At 33.1% G+C, this 19,053-nt stretch carries 16 protein-coding genes; 5 read left to right on the top strand and 11 right to left on the bottom strand.

Annotated elements, in window-relative coordinates; genetic code table 11:
• Positions 1-5 precede the first annotated feature (5 nt).
• The 10 genes from ACW5R3_RS02065 to trhO all read right to left on the bottom strand — a co-directional run bounded on the left by ACW5R3_RS02065 (position 6) and on the right by trhO (position 12,873).
• Entirely contained in the window at positions 6-701 is a 696-nt protein-coding gene (locus ACW5R3_RS02065; RefSeq protein ID WP_456577963.1) for a CoA transferase subunit A, read from the bottom strand.
• Positions 702-786: 85 nt separating this feature from the next.
• Positions 787-1,653 (bottom strand): TlpA family protein disulfide reductase, encoded by an 867-nt coding sequence (locus ACW5R3_RS02060; protein ID WP_456577962.1) that lies wholly within the window; start codon positions 1,651-1,653, stop codon positions 787-789.
• 473 nt (positions 1,654-2,126) lie between these two features.
• Positions 2,127-4,805 carry a carboxypeptidase-like regulatory domain-containing protein gene (locus tag ACW5R3_RS02055; protein ID WP_456577961.1) on the bottom strand — a complete coding sequence of 893 codons (2,679 nt, stop codon included), beginning with the start codon at positions 4,803-4,805 and terminating at the stop codon, positions 2,127-2,129.
• A 30-nt stretch (positions 4,806-4,835) separates the two neighbouring features.
• Positions 4,836-5,582, bottom strand: coding sequence for a GLPGLI family protein (locus ACW5R3_RS02050; RefSeq protein ID WP_456577960.1), 747 nt, complete (start codon positions 5,580-5,582; stop codon positions 4,836-4,838).
• A gap of 77 nt (positions 5,583-5,659) precedes the next feature.
• Positions 5,660-5,869, bottom strand: a complete 210-nt coding sequence (locus ACW5R3_RS02045; protein ID WP_456577959.1) for a hypothetical protein — start codon at positions 5,867-5,869, stop codon at positions 5,660-5,662.
• Between the two features lie 574 nt (positions 5,870-6,443).
• Entirely contained in the window at positions 6,444-8,780 is a 2,337-nt protein-coding gene (locus ACW5R3_RS02040; protein WP_456577958.1) for a penicillin-binding protein 1A, read from the bottom strand.
• A gap of 30 nt (positions 8,781-8,810) precedes the next feature.
• Entirely contained in the window at positions 8,811-9,305 is a 495-nt protein-coding gene (locus tag ACW5R3_RS02035; RefSeq protein WP_456578845.1) for a gliding motility lipoprotein GldH, read from the bottom strand.
• The gene (locus ACW5R3_RS02030; RefSeq protein WP_456577957.1) at positions 9,295-10,677 is read right to left on the bottom strand and encodes a PSP1 domain-containing protein; all 1,383 of its coding nucleotides are present in this window, start codon (positions 10,675-10,677) and stop codon (positions 9,295-9,297) included. Before ACW5R3_RS02030 ends, ACW5R3_RS02035 begins: the two co-directional genes overlap by 11 nt.
• A 120-nt stretch (positions 10,678-10,797) precedes the next feature.
• Positions 10,798-11,742 carry a radical SAM protein gene (locus tag ACW5R3_RS02025; RefSeq protein ID WP_456577956.1) on the bottom strand — a complete coding sequence of 315 codons (945 nt, stop codon included), beginning with the start codon at positions 11,740-11,742 and terminating at the stop codon, positions 10,798-10,800.
• A gap of 60 nt (positions 11,743-11,802) precedes the next feature.
• Positions 11,803-12,873 carry an oxygen-dependent tRNA uridine(34) hydroxylase TrhO gene (gene trhO, locus ACW5R3_RS02020; protein ID WP_456577955.1) on the bottom strand — a complete coding sequence of 357 codons (1,071 nt, stop codon included), beginning with the start codon at positions 12,871-12,873 and terminating at the stop codon, positions 11,803-11,805.
• Positions 12,874-13,353: 480 nt separating this feature from the next.
• Here trhO and recA point away from each other — a divergent pair, with 480 nt between their 5' ends.
• The 4 genes from recA (at position 13,354) to ACW5R3_RS02000 (ending at position 17,162) form a co-directional block, all read left to right on the top strand.
• Positions 13,354-14,355: a recombinase RecA gene (gene recA / locus ACW5R3_RS02015; protein ID WP_456577954.1), complete on the top strand. Its 1,002-nt coding sequence runs from the start codon at positions 13,354-13,356 to the stop codon at positions 14,353-14,355.
• Between the two features lie 104 nt (positions 14,356-14,459).
• Entirely contained in the window at positions 14,460-14,873 is a 414-nt protein-coding gene (locus ACW5R3_RS02010; RefSeq protein ID WP_456577953.1) for a hypothetical protein, read from the top strand.
• A gap of 25 nt (positions 14,874-14,898) precedes the next feature.
• Entirely contained in the window at positions 14,899-15,441 is a 543-nt protein-coding gene (locus ACW5R3_RS02005) for an RNA polymerase sigma factor (RefSeq protein ID WP_456577952.1), read from the top strand.
• Positions 15,441-17,162 carry a hypothetical protein gene (locus ACW5R3_RS02000; RefSeq protein ID WP_456577951.1) on the top strand — a complete coding sequence of 574 codons (1,722 nt, stop codon included), beginning with the start codon at positions 15,441-15,443 and terminating at the stop codon, positions 17,160-17,162. Before ACW5R3_RS02005 ends, ACW5R3_RS02000 begins: the two co-directional genes overlap by 1 nt.
• A gap of 81 nt (positions 17,163-17,243) precedes the next feature.
• Here ACW5R3_RS02000 and ACW5R3_RS01995 read toward each other — a convergent pair whose 3' ends face one another.
• Positions 17,244-17,975, bottom strand: a complete 732-nt coding sequence (locus ACW5R3_RS01995) for a lysophospholipid acyltransferase family protein (RefSeq protein WP_456577950.1) — start codon at positions 17,973-17,975, stop codon at positions 17,244-17,246.
• 103 nt (positions 17,976-18,078) lie between these two features.
• Here ACW5R3_RS01995 and trpS point away from each other — a divergent pair, with 103 nt between their 5' ends.
• Positions 18,079-19,047 carry a tryptophan--tRNA ligase gene (gene trpS, locus ACW5R3_RS01990; protein WP_456577949.1) on the top strand — a complete coding sequence of 323 codons (969 nt, stop codon included), beginning with the start codon at positions 18,079-18,081 and terminating at the stop codon, positions 19,045-19,047.
• Positions 19,048-19,053: the final 6 nt, after the last annotated feature.

The following is a 19,053-nucleotide window of genomic DNA, read 5'->3' as shown; positions in this document are numbered from 1 at the left end:
TAATCTCATTTTCTCACGGTTAATTGCTCAATACGTTTTTCGTAGTTTTTACCTTCAAAAATACGCTGAACAAAAATCCCTGGAATATGTATTTGGTTGGGGTCTAATTCACCCACTGGTACTAATTCCTCAACCTCAACAACCGTTATTTTGGCTGCACCACACATATTTGGATTAAAATTTCTAGCTGTTCCCTTAAAAATTAAATTCCCAGCAGCATCACCTTTCCAAGCTTTTATAAAAGCAAAATCGGCTTTAAACGCATGTTCTAACACATACATTTTGCCATCAAACTCACGAGTTTCTTTGCCTTCGGCAACTTCAGTACCATAACCAGCAGGTGTGTAAATGGCTGGAAAACCAGCTTGTGCTGCACGACAACGCTCAGCAAGCGTGCCCTGCGGAATAAGCTCTACATCCAACTCACCACTTAACATTTGGCGTTCAAATTCATCATTCTCACCCACGTAAGATGAAATCATTTTATTTATTTGGCGTTTGTGTAGTAGTAATCCCAATCCAAAATCATCCACACCAGCATTATTAGAAATACAGGTTAAACCTTTAACTTCCAATTCTACCAATTTAGCTATACAATTTTCTGGAATACCACTTAATCCAAAACCACCCAACATACAGGTTATATTATCGGTTACGCCTTGCAAGGCCTCGTTAACATTGGCAACTTGTTTATTAATCATAATCTATTTTTTTGCTTCCGAAAAATACAAAATAAAAAAGCCATTCGGAAGGGAATGGCTTTTGAAAAATATTAAAAACGACTATTTAATTTTCAAATTTAGAAATTGCTTTACTTAACCAGTAAAATGAACTTCCTTCATAAATTAATCGGTTACCTTTAAACAACATTAAATGGGGCACACTATTGAACCCAAAATCTTTAAAAAATGCTTCATTCTGTGCAAATAATTGATCAAAACTAGAATTAAAATTTGTCATTTTCCTGCTCAAGTCATCTATTGAATCACCTTTTAAAGGTATCCCCAACGTGAAAAATGAAATATTACTATTGCTAGAGAATTCCTTCCTAATATCCTGGAATTTATGTAAATTCCTAAAACAAGCGCTACAATATTTCGTCCAAACATCTATCACAACCATTTTATTATCATCTAAGAAAAGATTTTTTGACTCCAAATTAGAATTAAAAACTTCGTAATAATCATTATGTAATACAGATTTCTCTCCTTTCAATGATTTTACAGATACATAATTACTAATATAATCTGCCCAAAAAGGATTTATTTTAACTATAAAAAACACACTAAAAAAGACATATAGGGAAAGAACCAAAAAGGAATACTTTCGTTCCTTAATAAAGGAAAAAATACAGGCAATAATTAATGGTATAACTATATAAAAAATTGTAGGTAATAAACTTTTGAGAAAAAATCTATCGTAAAAAAAGATGAAACAAATCAGTAAAAACATTAAATGTACTGATAAAATTATGATAGCTATTTTTATCGATTCCTTAAAATCTTCTTTAGACTTAATAAATGCAAAAATACTTATTGAAGCGTAAAAAAAACAACCTAAAGCCAAACTTAGAGAAAATGAATATGCTCTAGAAAAAGATATTATTATATAGATAATAATAGAGCAAAGTAAATAAACCATTTTTTTCTTCATCTGATATTCCTTTTTTTTAATAAAAACTTTTGAAGTTTTAAGCCTCTATAAGTTTTAAGATAGGTTGATTAATAAACATATTTGGCTTATAATAAAAAAACCTTGAAGTTTTAACTTTAGAAGTTTTACTTGACTATTCCGTAACCAGAATATAAAAAAACTGACCCCAGCCTGTGATCTCGATCGCACTTTTGGCAACTATTTTTAGATCTTCAAAACTCTAAATAATTACTATCAGCATCTCAAACTAAAAAATAAATTACAATTTACACAAGCCTTTTTAGAGAATTTCACGAATTTCATCGAAAACTAAAAAAACCGTTACGGTTTTCCCGTAAAAAGGTCCAGTTTCAGCACTTATGCCTTTTTAAGGTTTTGATATACATAGCAGTATAAAGAAAATTCTGTTAGTATAAGTGTATTAAAAAAAGCCATTCGGGTATGAATTATTTATGAATAAAGACACATTGACATTATAGTTTATAAGCCACTTTAAACATAAAAATTCGTGGCATAATAAAGGTTTTGCTATCGCTTATATAAAAGCTTGAAAATGAATTTTGCTGTTTAAATTCGGTATTAAAAATGTTTGAAATACTCATCTCAAAACCCCAAGGACTATTTTCGGTTTGGTAAAAAAGTGAGGCGTTAGCATTATCAAATTCATTATTTATGTTTGCTGTTTTATTTTTATAACTATCAAATGTGTAATCCGCTTTAAGGATAAAATTAGTCAAAAAATCATATTCTAAAGATGTAAATATTTCATCGTTTTCAAATTTTGTTTTATTTCCCAAGGCTTTATAATTACTATAATCTTTAGTGTAACCTATTTCAAAATTGGGCCAATTTTTAAAAAATGATTCCACACTAATCGTGGAAGAAATGCCCTTTGAAACATTTAAATGTGTTTGATTATTAACCAATTGATAAAAATCATTATAAGTAAAGCGGCTTTTAAATTTGTAACTGATTTTCTTAATTTTCTTGTTAATGGCACCATTTAGAGTCCACGTATGTTCTGGCTGATTAAACATAATTTCAGAATTGAATTGTTCAATACCATCTAACTGGGTAACGGTTTTAATTTGCTCAATTTTTTTAGTTACGTTCGTCCCAATATTTAAATAGAAACCTTTAAAAAAACTAGATTTATAATAATTTAAACTAGCTGAATGATACAATTGATTTTCCAAACTCGTGTTCCCTTTATAAACCCTATTAAAGCTAGATAGTACAAAATTGCCCGCAAGCTGATCAACACTTGGAAAACGCGCTTGTAACTGGTATTTAAAATTAATTTTTTCGCTGTTATTAAATTCAATTTTAGTTGAAAATTGTGGTAATAATAAAGATTTACTTTTAGAATATTTATCATTAAATTGGTTGGTGTTCCAAAAATAAATATGGTAATATAAAGCAGGTTTAAAGGTTGCAATCCCTATCTGAAACTTATATTCCATACCTATAAACGGATTTACAAATTGATAGTTAAAATCATTACCAAAACCGGCACTTGAAAAATTGTTTATGCTGCCATCGCTTAATAACTGCTCATCATTAGAATACAAATTATCGAAGGCTGTACTAACGCCAATACTAGTATACACATGATTAAAACTATTTAAAACCCAATAATCCTTTACAATGGCATTTATTGCATGAGTATTGATTTTCTTGGTTTGTAGAATATTATAAAAATCATCGGTTTCCAACGGAATTAACCCTTGTAGAATTTGCTGATTTGTTTGCCAATTAACAATCGGTTTATCATTTTGAAATGTATATGACGCTTCCAATGTACCGGTATGATTACTAGATAGTTTTTTACTATAGCTTACGTGCTGTTTCAGATTAATGTTATTAATATCTGATTGCGTTGCTATTTGGTTGTTTTGTACAGGATTTATAGTTGAAATAAATCCTTGACTATCATTGTTAGAAAGCTTTACAAAACTACTATAACTCAAATCTTCCTTAAAGCTAGGTTTGTATTCATAGGTTAGTTTTCCTATGGTGAAAAAAGTATTTACTGTATTATTGCTTGTTCTATCTTCTATAAAAGGTGTATCATTATCTAAATAAGCCGTATTGGTTTCGCTTTGCGTTTCTATTTTGGCATTGTTAGAAATAATATAAGCACTTATATCCGAATTTTCACTTATGGATTGCCTAATATTTGCAGCAGCAAATTGGTTGGTATTCGATTTATAATCGTTGTTGTTTAGATACCTAGAAAAATCGCTATTAAACAAATTAAAATAACTCCCAACATCGTCCATGAGTTTACCAAAACCTCCTTCAAACTCTAAATAATCTCTAAATGTAAAACTCTTAACACCTGTATTATTCAAATCGCCAATAAAATTTAGTGTGGTTTCTGGACTATAGTAAAATATATTTGGATGCACCACATAACGTTCTTTTATTCCAATTCCCCCTTCTACATCGCCAAACACAAACTTCTTTTTCTCTGCTTTCAGTTTTATGTTCATGGCCAAGGTCTCACTATCTTTTAAACCTTTCAGCATGGCAACTTCATTATAATTATCTAACATTTCTACCTTATCAATGGCATCGGCAGGAATGTTGTTTACGGCTAGTTTACTATTACCAGTAAAAAAAACTTTATCTTCAACCAATACTTTAGTAACGCGTTTCCCGTTGGATGTTACATTTCCATCTCTATCCACTTCAACTCCAGGTAGTTTTTTTAAAACATCACGCAATTTACGTTCTTCGCCAGTTACAAATTTATCTGCTAAATATATAATGGTGTCTTTTTTTACGGTTACTGGTGGTATGTAGTGCAGCTCTACTTCTGTAAGTTGATTTAAACTTTCTTTCAAAGAGAAATTTTTAGAAATATCGGTTTCGGCTGTGACTAGTGTAAACGTTTGTGGCTCGTATCCCAAATAACTAACTGTAACTTCATACGTTTGGTTCATCTCTAATTTTAAAAGATACTTACCTGCTTTATCAGTAATTGAAAAACGCATATCGGCATTTTCAGCATCTGGAACAGCCAGAATATTAGCGTATTCTAATGGGTTATGGAGTGTATCTTTAACAACACCTGTCACATCAATGTTCTGGGCTTGTAAAACGACATGTCCCAATAAAATGATAGCAGAAGTTAGTATATATTTCATACAATGACACATTACGTTTAGAAATAATAATTACCTCCCAGAATTTTCTTTTAAAGTAGAGAAAGAAATAGTTTGCTGCTTTTGATAGTCCTCTTTACTTATAGTTTCACCTTCTGGCCAATTAATAACAATGAGTTTTTTAGGATTTAAGACGACTTTTTTAGCTACAAAATGCACAATATGGTCTTTATATTCCAAAACCAGACCAGGTAAATTGCCTACGTATTCTTTTGGCCCAAATGCTATTGGTATTTGTGGTGTGTACCAAACTTCAATGGCAACGGTTTCTTCATTCATTAATTCCCTGTATGCCATGGCTTTGTAACAAACATAATCACCAATTTTTTTAATATTTTTTGTTAATTTCCAATCAATGTGTTCAAGGTTACTTTCTATATAAAGATCGGTACTTGAGTTATCTTGTAAAATTTGTTTTTTTAGTAATAAATTGGTGTAATAGTCACCTTGAACTACCGTTCTTACAGCTAACATTTTATTTCTATCCAAATCTCCCAACGCCATTGCGTTAACTAATCCAAATTTAGATTGAAATCCATTAAAGCTTAGTTTGCATTCAAAATTTGAGGCTGTTTCAGCAATATCACTAAAAATTTGAAGGGCTAATTTATTTGATTCTCTTTTAAATCGTTCTGCAACTGCGTTATAAATTGGCTCTAAACTCACAGAATAGGCAACAACACCTGATACTTGATTGCTTTGAGCAATACTATTTAAATGCATAAGTAGTACTAAAATACTGAAACAATATTTTTTCATATTTGGATAAAATTAAAAAACCATATTACAAATAAATTAAGACAAATGTAATATGGTCTCTAGTTAATCTATATTTTTTACTTGCACAATTCTAGTGCTGATTGCAGTACTGCACCAGCATAAAAACCGTCGCCACCAGAATTCTCGTATACAAAATCTGCCAAATCCCATGCATTCTCTTCACAAGTTTTTTCTTTTTGTTCGATTTTTAATGCGCTTAAATTAACAGCATTAATGCTTCCTGCAAAAAATAATGTTAGAACGGTAATACTAAATACTTTTCTCATAATTTCTAAAATTTTAAACCTTTACCAATTTATAGAACAGGTTGATTAATAAACGTTTTTGGCTTATAGTAAAGCCTTGAAGTTTTAATTTAGAAGTTTTGTTGAAGTTTTGTTGAAGTTTTACTTGGCTATTCTGTATTCAGAATATAAAAAAACTGACGCCAGCCTGTGATCTCGATCGCACTTTTGGCAACTATTTTTAGATCTTCAAAACTCTAAATAATTACCATCAGCACCTCAAACCTAACAGTTAAAAAACAAGAAGGTCTATTTTTAATCGTTTTATTTTGCAGTTTATCGAAAAGTGGTAAAAATAGTCATTTCCAATTACGGTTTTTCCGTAAAAAAGCTTGCTATCAGCACTTTATATGTTTTGGAGTTTATGGTTTTGAGCAGAATTCTCGTTCTCGATGCATTCCATTTATAGGCTAGCGAATAGACAGATAAGTTTTAAACCCCCTTCCAAACAACATAAAAATATGGTTATGTTCTATTTAAGGATTTTAAAAGTAAAAAAACGGCAATCATTAACCTTTAATCACCAAAAGAGAGACTTGTTATCTCAGGCAATTTGTTAAAAATCTAACTCATCCGGAATTTCCTCGGCTGGATCTGTAGCATTATTATCAGAGACATATTTTTCACAATCAACTTGAATGGTTAGATCTTCTGGCTCTTCAAAGTCTTCCTTAGAGATATTTAAATTTTCATCCTCATAACAACTGCGCATATACATACCCCAAATAGGCAATGCCATTGAGGCTCCTTGTCCGTATGTGATAGTTTTAAAGTGTGTAGCACGATCTTCTGCACCAACCCAAACACCTGTAACTAAATTTGGCACCATTCCCATAAACCAGCCATCACTTTGGTTTTGTGTGGTACCTGTTTTACCGGCTATTGGGTTTTTAAATTCATAAGGGTAACCTGTTATAATTTCAGGGTAAACACCTGTTTTAGGCATCCATTTACGACGTAATCGTGCCCCAGAACCCGTTTCTGTTACACCTTCCATAAGCTTAACTGTAACATAGGCCGTTTCGGCACTAATAACATCGCGAGATTCGGGTGTAAACTGATATAATACGGTTCCGTTTTTATCTTCTATATGTGTTACCATTACAGGTTTAGTATAAACACCTTGATTAGCAAATGTTGCATAAGCAGCAACCATTTCATAAACACTTAAATCGGCAGTTCCTAAAGCTATTGAAGGTACTGCAGGTATATTAGACTCTACACCTAATTTTTTCACTAAATCTATTACAGGCTGAGGCCCAACTTTATCCATTAAACGTGCTGTAATAGTATTTACAGAACTTGCTAAAGCATCTTGCAATGTTAATTCGCCTCCATATTCACCACCCGAATTCTTAGGTGTCCAAGGTTCTGGATTACCAAATTTTAAGGCTTCAATAGTAATTTGCGATTGTGGCATTTTATAGCATGGTGATAAATGCAATTGATCTATGGCCGTTGCATATACAAATGGCTTAAATGTTGAACCTACTTGACGCTTTCCTTGCTTAACATGATCGTACTGAAAATGTCTATAATTCATCCCACCAACCCAAGCTTTTACGTGTCCTGTATGTGGATCCATAGACATCATGCCGGGATGTAAGAATTTTTTATAATAACGCATAGAATCTATAGGTTTCATAATGGTATCTATCTCCCCTTTCCATGAAAAAATAGTCATAGCCGTTTCCTTATCAAAAGACGCAATAATTTCCTTTTCAGATTTCCCTGCTTTCTTCATTTTTCGCCAGCGTTCTGATTGACGCATAGCTCGTTTTAATAGCGATTCTACTTCACTTTTTGTTAAATCTAAGAAAGGTGTTGTTGGGTTTCGTTTAGGTGTATTTTGTACATCAAATTCTGCCTGTAGTCTAGGCATGTGTTTTTGTACAGCCTCTTCGGCATAACCCTGCATTCTGGAATCTATAGTAGTATACACTTTTAATCCATCGCCGTATAAATTATACTTTTCGCCATCCGGTTTTGGGTTATTACGAATCCAATTTTTCATAAAACCATCTAAATAAGCACGGAAATAAGTAGCAATTCCATCACGATGTGATTGTGGAGAATAGCGCAAACCTAAATCTAATACTTTTAACGAATCTTCAGTAGCTTCACTGATATAATTGTACTTAGCCATTTGGTTTAATACAACATTTCGTCTATTCTTTGTTCCTACAGGGTTTTTATGTGGTCGTGGATTGTATAGCGATGAGTTTTTAAACATACCCACCAACATAGCAGATTCTTTAACATCTAATTCTTTGGGTTCTTTATTAAAATAAATACTGGCTGCCGAGCGAATACCATCGGCATTATTACCAAAATCGTAGATATTGAAATACATTGCAATAATTTCCTCCTTGGTATACTGACGTTCTAGCTTGATTGCAATAATCCACTCTTTAGCTTTCTGCAAGACACGTTCGGCAATATTAGTTGAACCTTCACCGTGAAATAATTGCTTGGCTAATTGTTGTGAAATGGTGCTGGCTCCACCTCCACTACCTAGTTTAACAACAGCTCGGAGTGTTCCTCGGGCATCAATACCTGAATGCTCATAAAAACGGGCATCTTCAGTTGCAACTAAGGCATCTACCAACTGCTTTGGAAGCTCATCAAAACTAACAGGGGTCCGGTTATCATTAAAATAAAATTTACCTAAGGTTTTACCATCTGAAGAGATAATTTCGGTTGCCAAATTTGTTTTAGGGTTTTCTAAAACGGTATGATCTGGCAAAGGTCCAAAAACACCCCATGATGCTAATAAAAACAATAGAACAATAGACACTATTCCGCCTAAAAATAAGATCCAAAACCAACGAACATATTTTTTAAAATCTGGCGATGCTTTTGCTTTACTGGTTGTTTGTTTCTTTTTTGCCATAGTATAAACTAAACTAATATATTGGTACTTTTATTGTGCTGCACTGGGTTGTTCTATCCGGAAACCAACATCGGTAATTCCTTTTAGATTTACCACACCATTAACTTTTCCGTTTTCACGCATGGCATGCTGTATTTTTATTTTATACATACCGCCTTCATCAAAAACAACCCCCTCTTTATACCACAATTTATTTTCCTTTACGTCGGTAAAACCAGTGCCTAATAGTTCGCCATTAGGTTTTGCCATTTTGTATTGCAACGTATCTTTTACAACTTTTCCGTTAGGGAAATCCATTTCAACAATGAGGTATAGATTATTAAACGGGTAAGCATTGTTGTTTCTTAAGTTTACAAATAGATTGTAAGGGTTTATAGAATCGGGTGCTTGAAAATTAAATGTAACAACAGAGTTTTTATGCCAAGCATTAGGTACCGACTTGTAGGTATCGTAAACCCTATTGGAATCGCATGCTGTAAAAGCTAAAAACCCGACTAGTACAACTAAGAGAAATTTATTTCGCATCATCAGAGTTGTTCTTTTTGGCTTGTGGTTTTCGCCTTCTTGTATTTGGTTTATTAGGTTTATCACTCCCTTTTTTTGCATGCGTGTTCGATTCTTTACTACCTGTTTCCTTTCTAGGATTCGGTTTATTTCTTGACTTAGACCGTGTTGGGTTTGGCTTATTATTATCTTTAGACTTAAGTTTTCCGCCTTTAGTATGCCCATCTTTGTTATTAGATTTGGCTTTAGTAGCAGACCTGTTTCCCTTGCGGTTATTATTTTTACGTTTTTTAGAACGTTTTGGACCATCAAAACGTGTTAAACTATCTTGACCTACAACGTTTTCATAATCGTTTTTAGTTTCCTGAATTAGTTCAACAGCGAATTCTTCTAGACTTGCAGGCTTTTTTCTATCTTTATTAAGTGCTATAATTTCTTTGGCTTGATCTTTTGTGATTAAGTGCCAATTCATCCATTCACCTTCATAAGCATACCACATATGCCCTTTAAAAATATCTGTTTTCTGACATACAGCGGTTCCTTTTTCAGTATACAGCTTTACATCTGTTTTAGGGAAATCGCGAATAGCATCTAAATACGTGTCTAGCTCATAATTTAAGCAGCATTTTAGTTTACCGCATTGTCCCGCAAGTTTTAATGGATTTAAGGACAATTGCTGATAACGTGCCGCTGAAGTACTTACCGAACGAAAATCGGTTAACCAAGTAGAACAACATAATTCTCGCCCACAAGACCCAATACCACCTAAGCGTGAGGCTTCCTGACGAAAACCTACTTGCTTCATTTCTATTCGTGTTTTGAATTCCTTGGCAAATAGTTTTATCAGCTCTCTAAAATCTACACGCTCTTCAGCTGTGTAATAAAAAGTAGCTTTACTAGCATCACCTTGGTATTCGATATCAGAAATTTTCATTTTCAACTTCAAATCGATAGCAAACTGACGTGCTTTTACCTTCATCGGTTCTTCTAAATCTCGAGCATCACTCCAAATATCAATATCTTTTTGTGATGCTTTGCGATAAATTTTAAGTGTATCAGGTGCTTTTTCAGAAACTTTTTTACGTTTCATTTGTACACGCACCAATTCTCCGGTAAGCGTTACCATACCAATATCATGGCCATATTCTGCTTGAGTAGCAACAATATCACCTATGCTTAAAGTTAAATTTTCGGTATTTTTATAATAGTGTTTTCGGCCATTTTTAAAACGCACCTCAACCCAATTAAACGGCTCAGCACCATTGGGTAATTCCATATTTGCAAGCCAGTCAAATACAGTTAATTTATTACAACTATCGGTTCCACATGTCCCGTTACTTTTACATCCTTTTGGCTGACCATCTTTTCCTGTTGAACAACTTCCACAAGCCATAAATTGATAATATATATTGATTCTAAAACCTTGTGTTTTAGAAGACGATTAATAATCTGTTATAAGATGTAAATATACTATTATTCTACTGACTTGAAAAGTCTAATTTTCAATTGAAAATTAATTAAACTCAATTTCGTAATTCAGCTTATTGGAAAGTGATTTCAATTCGGTTTTAGACTTAAACATATTCTTAAGAAGTAACTGACTCCAGCCTATTTTTTTGGAGTAGTCGTTAAAACTTTCTTCACGCCAATTAAAACCTTTTCGCCAAAATTTTTGTGGTGAAACATAACAGAACGTATAATCGAAAATAAAACTAGAACTGTTTACTTGTTTGTGATTTGGAATATCATCAGCAGCTAAAAGCATAATATTATTAGCTTTACAACTGGCTTTTATATTCTGAATCATTTCTGGGTAATCTGCTCTTACAGTTTCTAAATCGAAGTCGTTATACTCTGTATTACCGATTTTTTGGATGGGACGAATTTGAAGAATATCAAAACTTTCGCCATTAAAATGCTCAAAAAAGTCTGCTAACTCGTAAAAATTATCCTTGTTAAAAGTATAATTAATTCGCACTTTAAAATCGTATTGTTTTTTTAGTTTCTCGAAGGCTTTAAATGCATTATGAAATTTCTCATAACTCGCTTTTTTCATAAAGTTCTCGTAACTCTCCTTATGCACACCATGCAAGGAAATAGTAAACTCATTTAAACCAGCTTTTAATAAAGCTTCAATTTTTTCTTCGGTTAATAAGTTGGCGTTTGTAGTAATGGAAATATAGGGCACTTTATAATGTTTCCCTAAAGCTACAATATGCTCGAGGTTTTTGTATAATGTGGGCTCGGTACCACAACCTATTTGTAATTTTAAGGCCCGCTTAAAAATGGTGCTTGCTACTTGCTCAATTTCATCATTTTTAAACTGACCTTTTAATGTTTTCACGTAATCGGCATCTGTAAAATAACACATTTTACAACGTAAATTACAAGCCATAACCGGATCTAAATTAACGGCTAAATAGCGTTGATTGAACGTGTGTAATAAATAAAGACCCAAGAATTTTACTCTATGGCTTTTTATTTTTCTGTTTAATTTCAGAAGCTTATAAACGTTCATCTATTTATTTTTACCAAAGGTATCAAATATATTCCGCAAATCTTTTTTGTAAGGTAAATGATCGGCTCGTCCTTTTTTAAAGATATCATTACTATTACCTTGACCTTTACGGAGTGCTTTTTGTTCCTCGAAAGGCAGTTGTATTATTTCTTGGCAGGTTGTTGAACAACAATTCTCCATTTTTTCTTTACAGGAATCGCATTGAATAAACAATAAATGGCAGGCTTCATTTGCACAATTAGTATGCATGTCGGCAGGCTCGCCACATTGGTGACACTGTGCTATTACATCGTCAGAAATACGTTCAGAACGACGCTCATCAAACACAAAGTTTTTCCCTATAAATTTATTTTCTAATCCTTGTGCTTCAATTTGGCGTACATAATTAATAATACCACCTTCTAGCTGATACACATTTTTAAAGCCTTTATGTTTGTAATAAGCACTTGCTTTTTCACAGCGAATACCACCTGTACAATACATTACTAACTTCTTATCTTCTTTAGCATCTCGTAAATCGGCTTCTATAATATCTAAAGATTCGCGAAAAGTGTCAACATCGGGTTTTATAGCATTCTTAAAATGACCTATTTCACTTTCGTAATGGTTACGCATATCCACTAGAACTACATTCGGATCTTCAATAAGTTTATTAAACTCTTCCGCTTCTACGTGAACACCTTTATTCGTTACATCAAACGTATCATCATTCAAACCATCGGCAACAATTTTCTCACGCACTTTAACTTTCAATTTCAAAAACGAAAAGTTATCGTGCTCGATAGCAATATTTAAACGCACATTTTCTAAAAACGAAATGGTATCTAAATGATTTTTAAACTGATTAAAGTTGTCTGCCGGTACAGAAAGTTGGGCATTAATTCCTTCGTTAGCCACATAAATACGTCCTAAAACGTCTAACTTATCCCAAGTAAGGAATAGACTATCTCTAAAAGAATGAGGGTTATCAATTTTCGCGTATTTATAGAAAGAGATTGTTAAGCGTTCTTTTCCAGCTTGCTCAATAAGTTCTGCTCTTTCTTTAGCGCTTAAGGTGTTGTACAGTTGCATGCTATACTAAATTTTAAGGTTAAAGAATTCCTATTTAACTTCCTTATGGAAGAATTTTAGGTTTGAAAATACAAAGGTAGAATTAAATTTTAAATACAGAAATTAAAAAACCCCCAGCTGCGTTATATAGCTTAAGGGATTATAGATTAGCTAAAATCTATATTAGTTTCTTAAAACAAAAAAAAAGTCCTTTGCACTCTGCAAAGGACTTTTAATAGACTAACTCGTTATTAATATTTTTTTTATTCAAAAAATACCAACCCGAGCTAACCCCCATCGGCTTTACAGCTACTGTTTAAATATACAGCTACTGAAACGCCTAATGCTTTAATTAATAATGTTTTTCTTATAGTTCTCATAGCAAATGATTCCCACTTTATTAAGTAGATGCAAAAACTATAAAAAGGTTGCGTCATAAAATTGTAAAGTGAAAAAAGAGTAGTATTTTAGCATTACTTTCACAAGATAAAACATACAGAAATGAGCAACGAAAAAGAGGCTAAATTAAAAGCACTAAAACTTACTTTAGATAAATTAGATAAAGCTTACGGCAAGGGGACAGTTATGAAAATGAGTGATCAAGCTGTTGTTGATGTCGATGCAATCTCATCGGGTTCTTTAGGCCTTGATATAGCATTAGGTGTCAGTGGATATCCGCGCGGTCGTGTTATAGAAATTTATGGTCCAGAATCTTCTGGTAAAACTACTTTAACACTCCATGCTATTGCTGAAGCTCAAAAAGCCGGTGGTATTGCCGCATTTATTGATGCAGAACATGCTTTTGATCGTTTTTATGCTGAGAAATTAGGTGTTGATATTGATAACTTAATTATCTCGCAACCTGATAATGGTGAGCAAGCTTTAGAAATTGCCGATAATTTAATTCGTTCGGGAGCTATTGATATTGTAGTTGTCGATTCGGTTGCTGCATTAACACCTAAAAGTGAAATTGAAGGTGAAATGGGTGATTCGAAAATGGGATTACACGCACGTCTAATGTCGCAAGCCCTTCGTAAATTAACAGCGTCTATCAGTAAAACCAATTGTACCGTAATCTTTATTAATCAATTACGTGAAAAAATTGGTGTGATGTTTGGAAATCCAGAAACAACAACTGGAGGTAACGCACTTAAATTTTACGCTTCAGTTCGATTAGACATCAGACGATCAACACAAATAAAAGATACTGACGGAAACGTACAAGGAAATAAAACACGTGTAAAAATTGTTAAAAACAAAGTTGCGCCGCCATTTAGATTAGCAGAATTTGATATTATGTATGGCGAAGGCATTTCTAAAGTTGGTGAAATTTTAGATATCGCTGTAGAGTTTGATGTTATTAAAAAAGCAGGCTCTTGGTTTAGCTATGGCGACACTAAGTTAGGTCAAGGTAGAGATGCCGTAAAAGCTTTAATAAAAGACAATCCAGAACTCATGGAGGAACTTGAACTTAAAATTAAAGAGCTCATAAAATCAGCTTAAAACTAAAAATCCCAATTTAATTGGGATTTTTTTATATCTCTACGCAACCTTTTGACATTTAATGCATCTACAAATTAAAACATCGGTTACGATTATATTTAATTATGAAGAGCTTCTTTATTTGTGCATTAGCAATTCTGGTATTCTCATGCGCAACCGACGATGAAATACAACAAACTAATCGTGTTGTATTATTACCCGTTGAAAGTGCTATTGTTCCAAACGAAGTATCCATTGGAGAGACTTATGAAATAATCGTTACCTTTAAAAAGCCATCTGATTGCTACTACTATAAAGACATTTATATGCGTAATGATCCTGATGGTACATTGGTGGCAGTTTTAGCATCGGTTTTACCCGACACATATGCCTGTCAAGAAACCAATAACATAATAGAAAAAACATTTATATTAGAACCTACAAGAGACATAACTAACTATGTATTTAAATTCTGGCATGGTAATACCAATACAGGAGAAGATACTTATATAATTTTTGAGGTTCCAGTAATTGATTAATTAATATTTAATAAAAAAGTTTCATGTGAGTTTAAAACAACTCATACATAAATGTAGTAATCATGATACCAAAGCACAAAGCGATTTATATCAGCTCTTTTCGAGCAAATTGTTTTCAGTATGCTTAAAGTACTCTAGGAATTACGCCGAAGCGGAAGATAATCTGCAGGATGCATTTATGACCATTTTTAAAAAAATTAACCAATATAACCATAAGGGTTCTTTTGAAGGTTGGCTGAAACGCATAACAATTAATACAGCTTTACAACGCTATAGAAACCAAGGCGTTTTTGAAATAATAAATGAAGACTTCATTGAAGATCAAGAAGTAGACATTGATGATGAAGATATCTCTTTAGATTTCCTTTTGAAAATTATTCAAGAATTACCAGACCGATATCGATTGGTGTTTAATATGTATGTTTTAGATGGCTATTCACATAAAGAAATAGCTAGTTTATTGAATATAACCGTAGGCACGTCCAAATCAAATTTAGCACGAGCACGAAAAATATTAAAAGAGAAAATAGAAACCTATAAATCGGGTTTTAATGCGCAGTCCTTATAATGAGTAATAAAAAACATATAGACCGAGTTTTTCAAGAATCCTTTAAGGATTTTGAAGCCCAACCAAACCCAGATTTGTGGTCTAAAATTGAAAACAACTTAGCTCCTGAAGCTATAAAGCCAAAACCTATGTTTCCTATTGGAATTCGCATTGCTAGTTTGGCTGCTGTATTAGCACTACTTATAAGTATTGGCTATATAGTTTTATCAGAAAATTCGGCAAAACAGGAACCGAGCAAGCAAAAAATCGTAAACACACCTTTAGAAACTCCTAAAGTAGATTCTAAAACAAATACACCTACTACAAATACAAATTCTGAAAAAGTTGCCTCTCAAAATTTAGAATCAGCTACAACAGAAAACGAGTCTACAGACGTTGTCAATACAACGAGTATTAACGAAGTCGTAGCTACTGCCAACTCTGGAAACCAATCAAACACGAGTATTAAAAACAACAGTACTCATGTTTCAAGCAACAACTCAGTAGTTTCTGAATCTGAAGTTATTAAAGAGCATCAAAATAACAGCGTAGCAAATAAAAACACACTGTCAAACAATGCTCATGTAAATACACCTAATAACTATATTGCTAGTCAAAATAACACCAGTAATATTACGAATGGCGCTGCAGGTGTTGCTTCTAAAAAATCCTATAAAACAAATAATACCACAAATACAGAAGCAACGCAAACCAATGCAAACGCTACTAATAACACTATAAATACAACAGCATTAGCGTTAACATCAAATGCTACAGGCGGCTCTAACAAAGCACCTACCCAAACCAATAAAACAAATACAGGTACCGAAACCGATTATTCAAAGTCGGAACGCTCCTTAGAAGAATCTGTTGCTTGGAATGCTAAGTCGGGCAACACCTCTCTTAATGAAAAAGAAAAAGAGGAAACCTTAATAGTTGGTGATTTGCTATCTAGTAAATCACCTTCCATTGAGGATGCAATTGCTGCAGATTTAAAAAAATTGCAAACCAAAACAGAAACTAAACTAACAAACAGGTGGCAGGTTCAAGCAAACATAGCTCCTGTATATTACAACTCTCTAGGACAAGGTTCTCATATAGATGAAGAATTTGTTGCTAATTCTAAAAGTGGAGAAACCAATACAAGTTACGGTATTCATGTAAGCTATGCCATTAGCAAAAAATTTGCTATCCGTTCAGGTTTAAACACATTAAACTTAAGTTACGATACAGATAACGTAATTTTATATGAGTCGCCAACCTCCAATAATCAAGGTGGTACAAATCCGCTTAAAAACATAGATTTAGCACCTGGAAGTCAATCGTTAACAGCCTTTAGTGGAGATAATTTAGGATTTCAACAAATAAACAACGAATTATACAACGCTGCTATTAGCCAACGTTTAAGTTATTATGAAATCCCTTTAGAACTAGAATACAAATTAGTTGACAACCGTTTTGGGTTAAATATAATAGGTGGTATGAGTAGCTTTATTCTAAATGACAATGAAGTGTATTCAGAATTTGAAGAATTCAGAACCTATATTGGTGAAGCGAATAATATAAACAGCTTGAGTTTTAGTACCAATTTTGGCTTGGGTTTACTGTATAATTTTTCAGATAAATTACTCTTTAATTTTGAACCAACTTTTAAGTACCAATTAAATGGTTATGAAAATACAGCTGGAAACTTCAAACCCTATATAATAGGTGTTTATACAGGTTTTAGTTATAAGTTTTAATTTTAGTTGAGTTGATTGGTGATGTATTTTATTAATCATCAATCTAAAAAAGCTACTCTGTGCCAAGAGTGGCTTTTTTGTTTAATCGTTTTCTAAAGCCTTTAATATAAGCTCACGAGTATCTGCATTCAACTGTTTTGTATCTGAAACCTTTAGGCCTTTTGTAGGAATAAAAGGAAAGCCAATAGCGCGCATTTTTCCAGGACTTCCACTAAAAAAGGTAAATGGAAAACGTTTCTTATTATCAAGAAACACAAGTGGGACTATAGGTATTTGATGATTTATAGCAAGCCTGAACGCACCATCTTTAAAGGGATCTAAAAGTACTGTTTCGTCAGGTACACCACCTTCCGGAAAAATACAAATACTCAAGCCTTGTTTTAAACGACGTTGCGCCCTTAAAAATACAGCTTTCCTACTTTTTTCCGAGCTACGATCTACCAAAATACAGGTGCGCTTATAGAAAAATCCAAATAATGGAATTTTAGCCAGTTCTTTTTTACCAACAAAAACAAAAGGATTTTTAGACAAAACCAACATCAGCATAATATCAGCCATAGAAGTATGGTTTGCTATAAACATATAACTAGCTTTTCGTTTTGGTTTTTCCGCTAAAGTTATACGCGTTCGAAACCCCATACCAAGCAAAATAAAACGCGCCCAAATACGTGCCAATCTGTAAAATAATGGGTACCATGATTCCTTTGCTATAGAAATAAGCAGAATAGGAAATAATACAATAATTGGTAATGTAACTAATACATAAAACCAAATACGATAAAAGAACCAGAAAATATATTTAAAAACACTCATGGAGACCAAAACTACTTAAATAAATTGAGCTTTTGTAGTAAAAAAATTACCTTTGTTACTTGTAGAATTAATTAAAAGCCTCCCATTTTAAAAGGAGAAAAATATGGCAAGAATACTTACAGGTATACAAAGTACCGGAACACCGCATTTAGGAAATATTTTAGGCGCGCTCTTACCAGCAATAGAAATGGCTAATAAGCCAGAAAACGATTCGTTTTTATTTATTGCTAATTTGCACACCCTAACACAAATAAAAGATGCCGAACTATTAAGGCATAACACCTACTCTACGGCTGCTACTTGGCTTGCTTTTGGATTAGACATTAATAAAACTGTTTTTTACAGACAAAGTGATATCCCACAGGTAACCGAGTTAGCTTGGTATTTAGATTGTTTTTTCCCTGTAAAAAGATTACAGTTAGCACATGGTTATAAAGATAAGGCAGACCGTTTAGATGATGTTAATGCTGGATTATTTATGTACCCAATGCTTATGGCTGCCGATATTTTGGCTTACGATGCTGAAATTATTCCAGTTGGAAAAGACCAATTACAACATATAGAAATGACACGCGATGTAGCGTCTCGTTTTCACGCTCAAATGGGAGAAACCTTTGTTTTACCAAAAGAGAAAATTGCCGACAACACCATGCTTATACCTGGTACTGATGGTGAGAAAATGAGTAAAAGCCGTGGTAATTTTATCAATATTTTCTTAAATGATAAAAAACTACGCAAGCAAGTAATGTCTATTAAAACAGATAGTACAGCTCTTGAAGACCCGAAAGATTGGACTACTTGTAACTGCTTTGCCCTATACAGTTTGTTAGCCTCTGAAACACAAATAGCTACTATGAAAGCTAATTACGAAGGTGGTAATTACGGTTATGGCCATGCTAAACAAGCCCTGTTTGAACTGATTATAGAAAAATTTGCCGAACCTCGTGAACGTTATAACCACTACATGAATAACCTGCATGAAATTGATGATGCTTTAAAGGTTGGAGCCGAAAAAGCAAGTCAAGTAGCAAATGCCGTTATTGCACGTGTTAGAGATAAGGTTGGGTATTAGTTTATA

The sequence above is a fragment of the Algorimicrobium bowmanii genome (assembly GCF_054031195.1).
This window is presented reverse-complemented; position numbering and strand designations above follow the sequence as displayed.

Excerpts from the sequence above, each read along its gene's own strand:
- ACW5R3_RS02065 (WP_456577963.1), bottom strand. The coding sequence starts at position 701 with ATGATTAATAAACAAGTTGCCAATGTTAACGAGGCCTTGCAAGGCGTA.
- ACW5R3_RS02060 (WP_456577962.1), bottom strand. The coding sequence starts at position 1,653 with ATGAAGAAAAAAATGGTTTATTTACTTTGCTCTATTATTATCTATATA.
- ACW5R3_RS02055 (WP_456577961.1), bottom strand. The coding sequence starts at position 4,805 with ATGAAATATATACTAACTTCTGCTATCATTTTATTGGGACATGTCGTT.
- ACW5R3_RS02050 (WP_456577960.1), bottom strand. The coding sequence starts at position 5,582 with ATGAAAAAATATTGTTTCAGTATTTTAGTACTACTTATGCATTTAAAT.
- ACW5R3_RS02045 (WP_456577959.1), bottom strand. The coding sequence starts at position 5,869 with ATGAGAAAAGTATTTAGTATTACCGTTCTAACATTATTTTTTGCAGGA.
- ACW5R3_RS02040 (WP_456577958.1), bottom strand. The coding sequence starts at position 8,780 with ATGGCAAAAAAGAAACAAACAACCAGTAAAGCAAAAGCATCGCCAGAT.
- ACW5R3_RS02035 (WP_456578845.1), bottom strand. The coding sequence starts at position 9,305 with ATGCGAAATAAATTTCTCTTAGTTGTACTAGTCGGGTTTTTAGCTTTT.
- ACW5R3_RS02030 (WP_456577957.1), bottom strand. The coding sequence starts at position 10,677 with ATGGCTTGTGGAAGTTGTTCAACAGGAAAAGATGGTCAGCCAAAAGGA.
- trhO (WP_456577955.1), bottom strand. The coding sequence starts at position 12,873 with ATGCAACTGTACAACACCTTAAGCGCTAAAGAAAGAGCAGAACTTATT.
- recA (WP_456577954.1), top strand. The coding sequence starts at position 13,354 with ATGAGCAACGAAAAAGAGGCTAAATTAAAAGCACTAAAACTTACTTTA.
- ACW5R3_RS02010 (WP_456577953.1), top strand. The coding sequence starts at position 14,460 with ATGAAGAGCTTCTTTATTTGTGCATTAGCAATTCTGGTATTCTCATGC.
- ACW5R3_RS02000 (WP_456577951.1), top strand. The coding sequence starts at position 15,441 with ATGAGTAATAAAAAACATATAGACCGAGTTTTTCAAGAATCCTTTAAG.
- ACW5R3_RS01995 (WP_456577950.1), bottom strand. The coding sequence starts at position 17,975 with ATGAGTGTTTTTAAATATATTTTCTGGTTCTTTTATCGTATTTGGTTT.
- trpS (WP_456577949.1), top strand. The coding sequence starts at position 18,079 with ATGGCAAGAATACTTACAGGTATACAAAGTACCGGAACACCGCATTTA.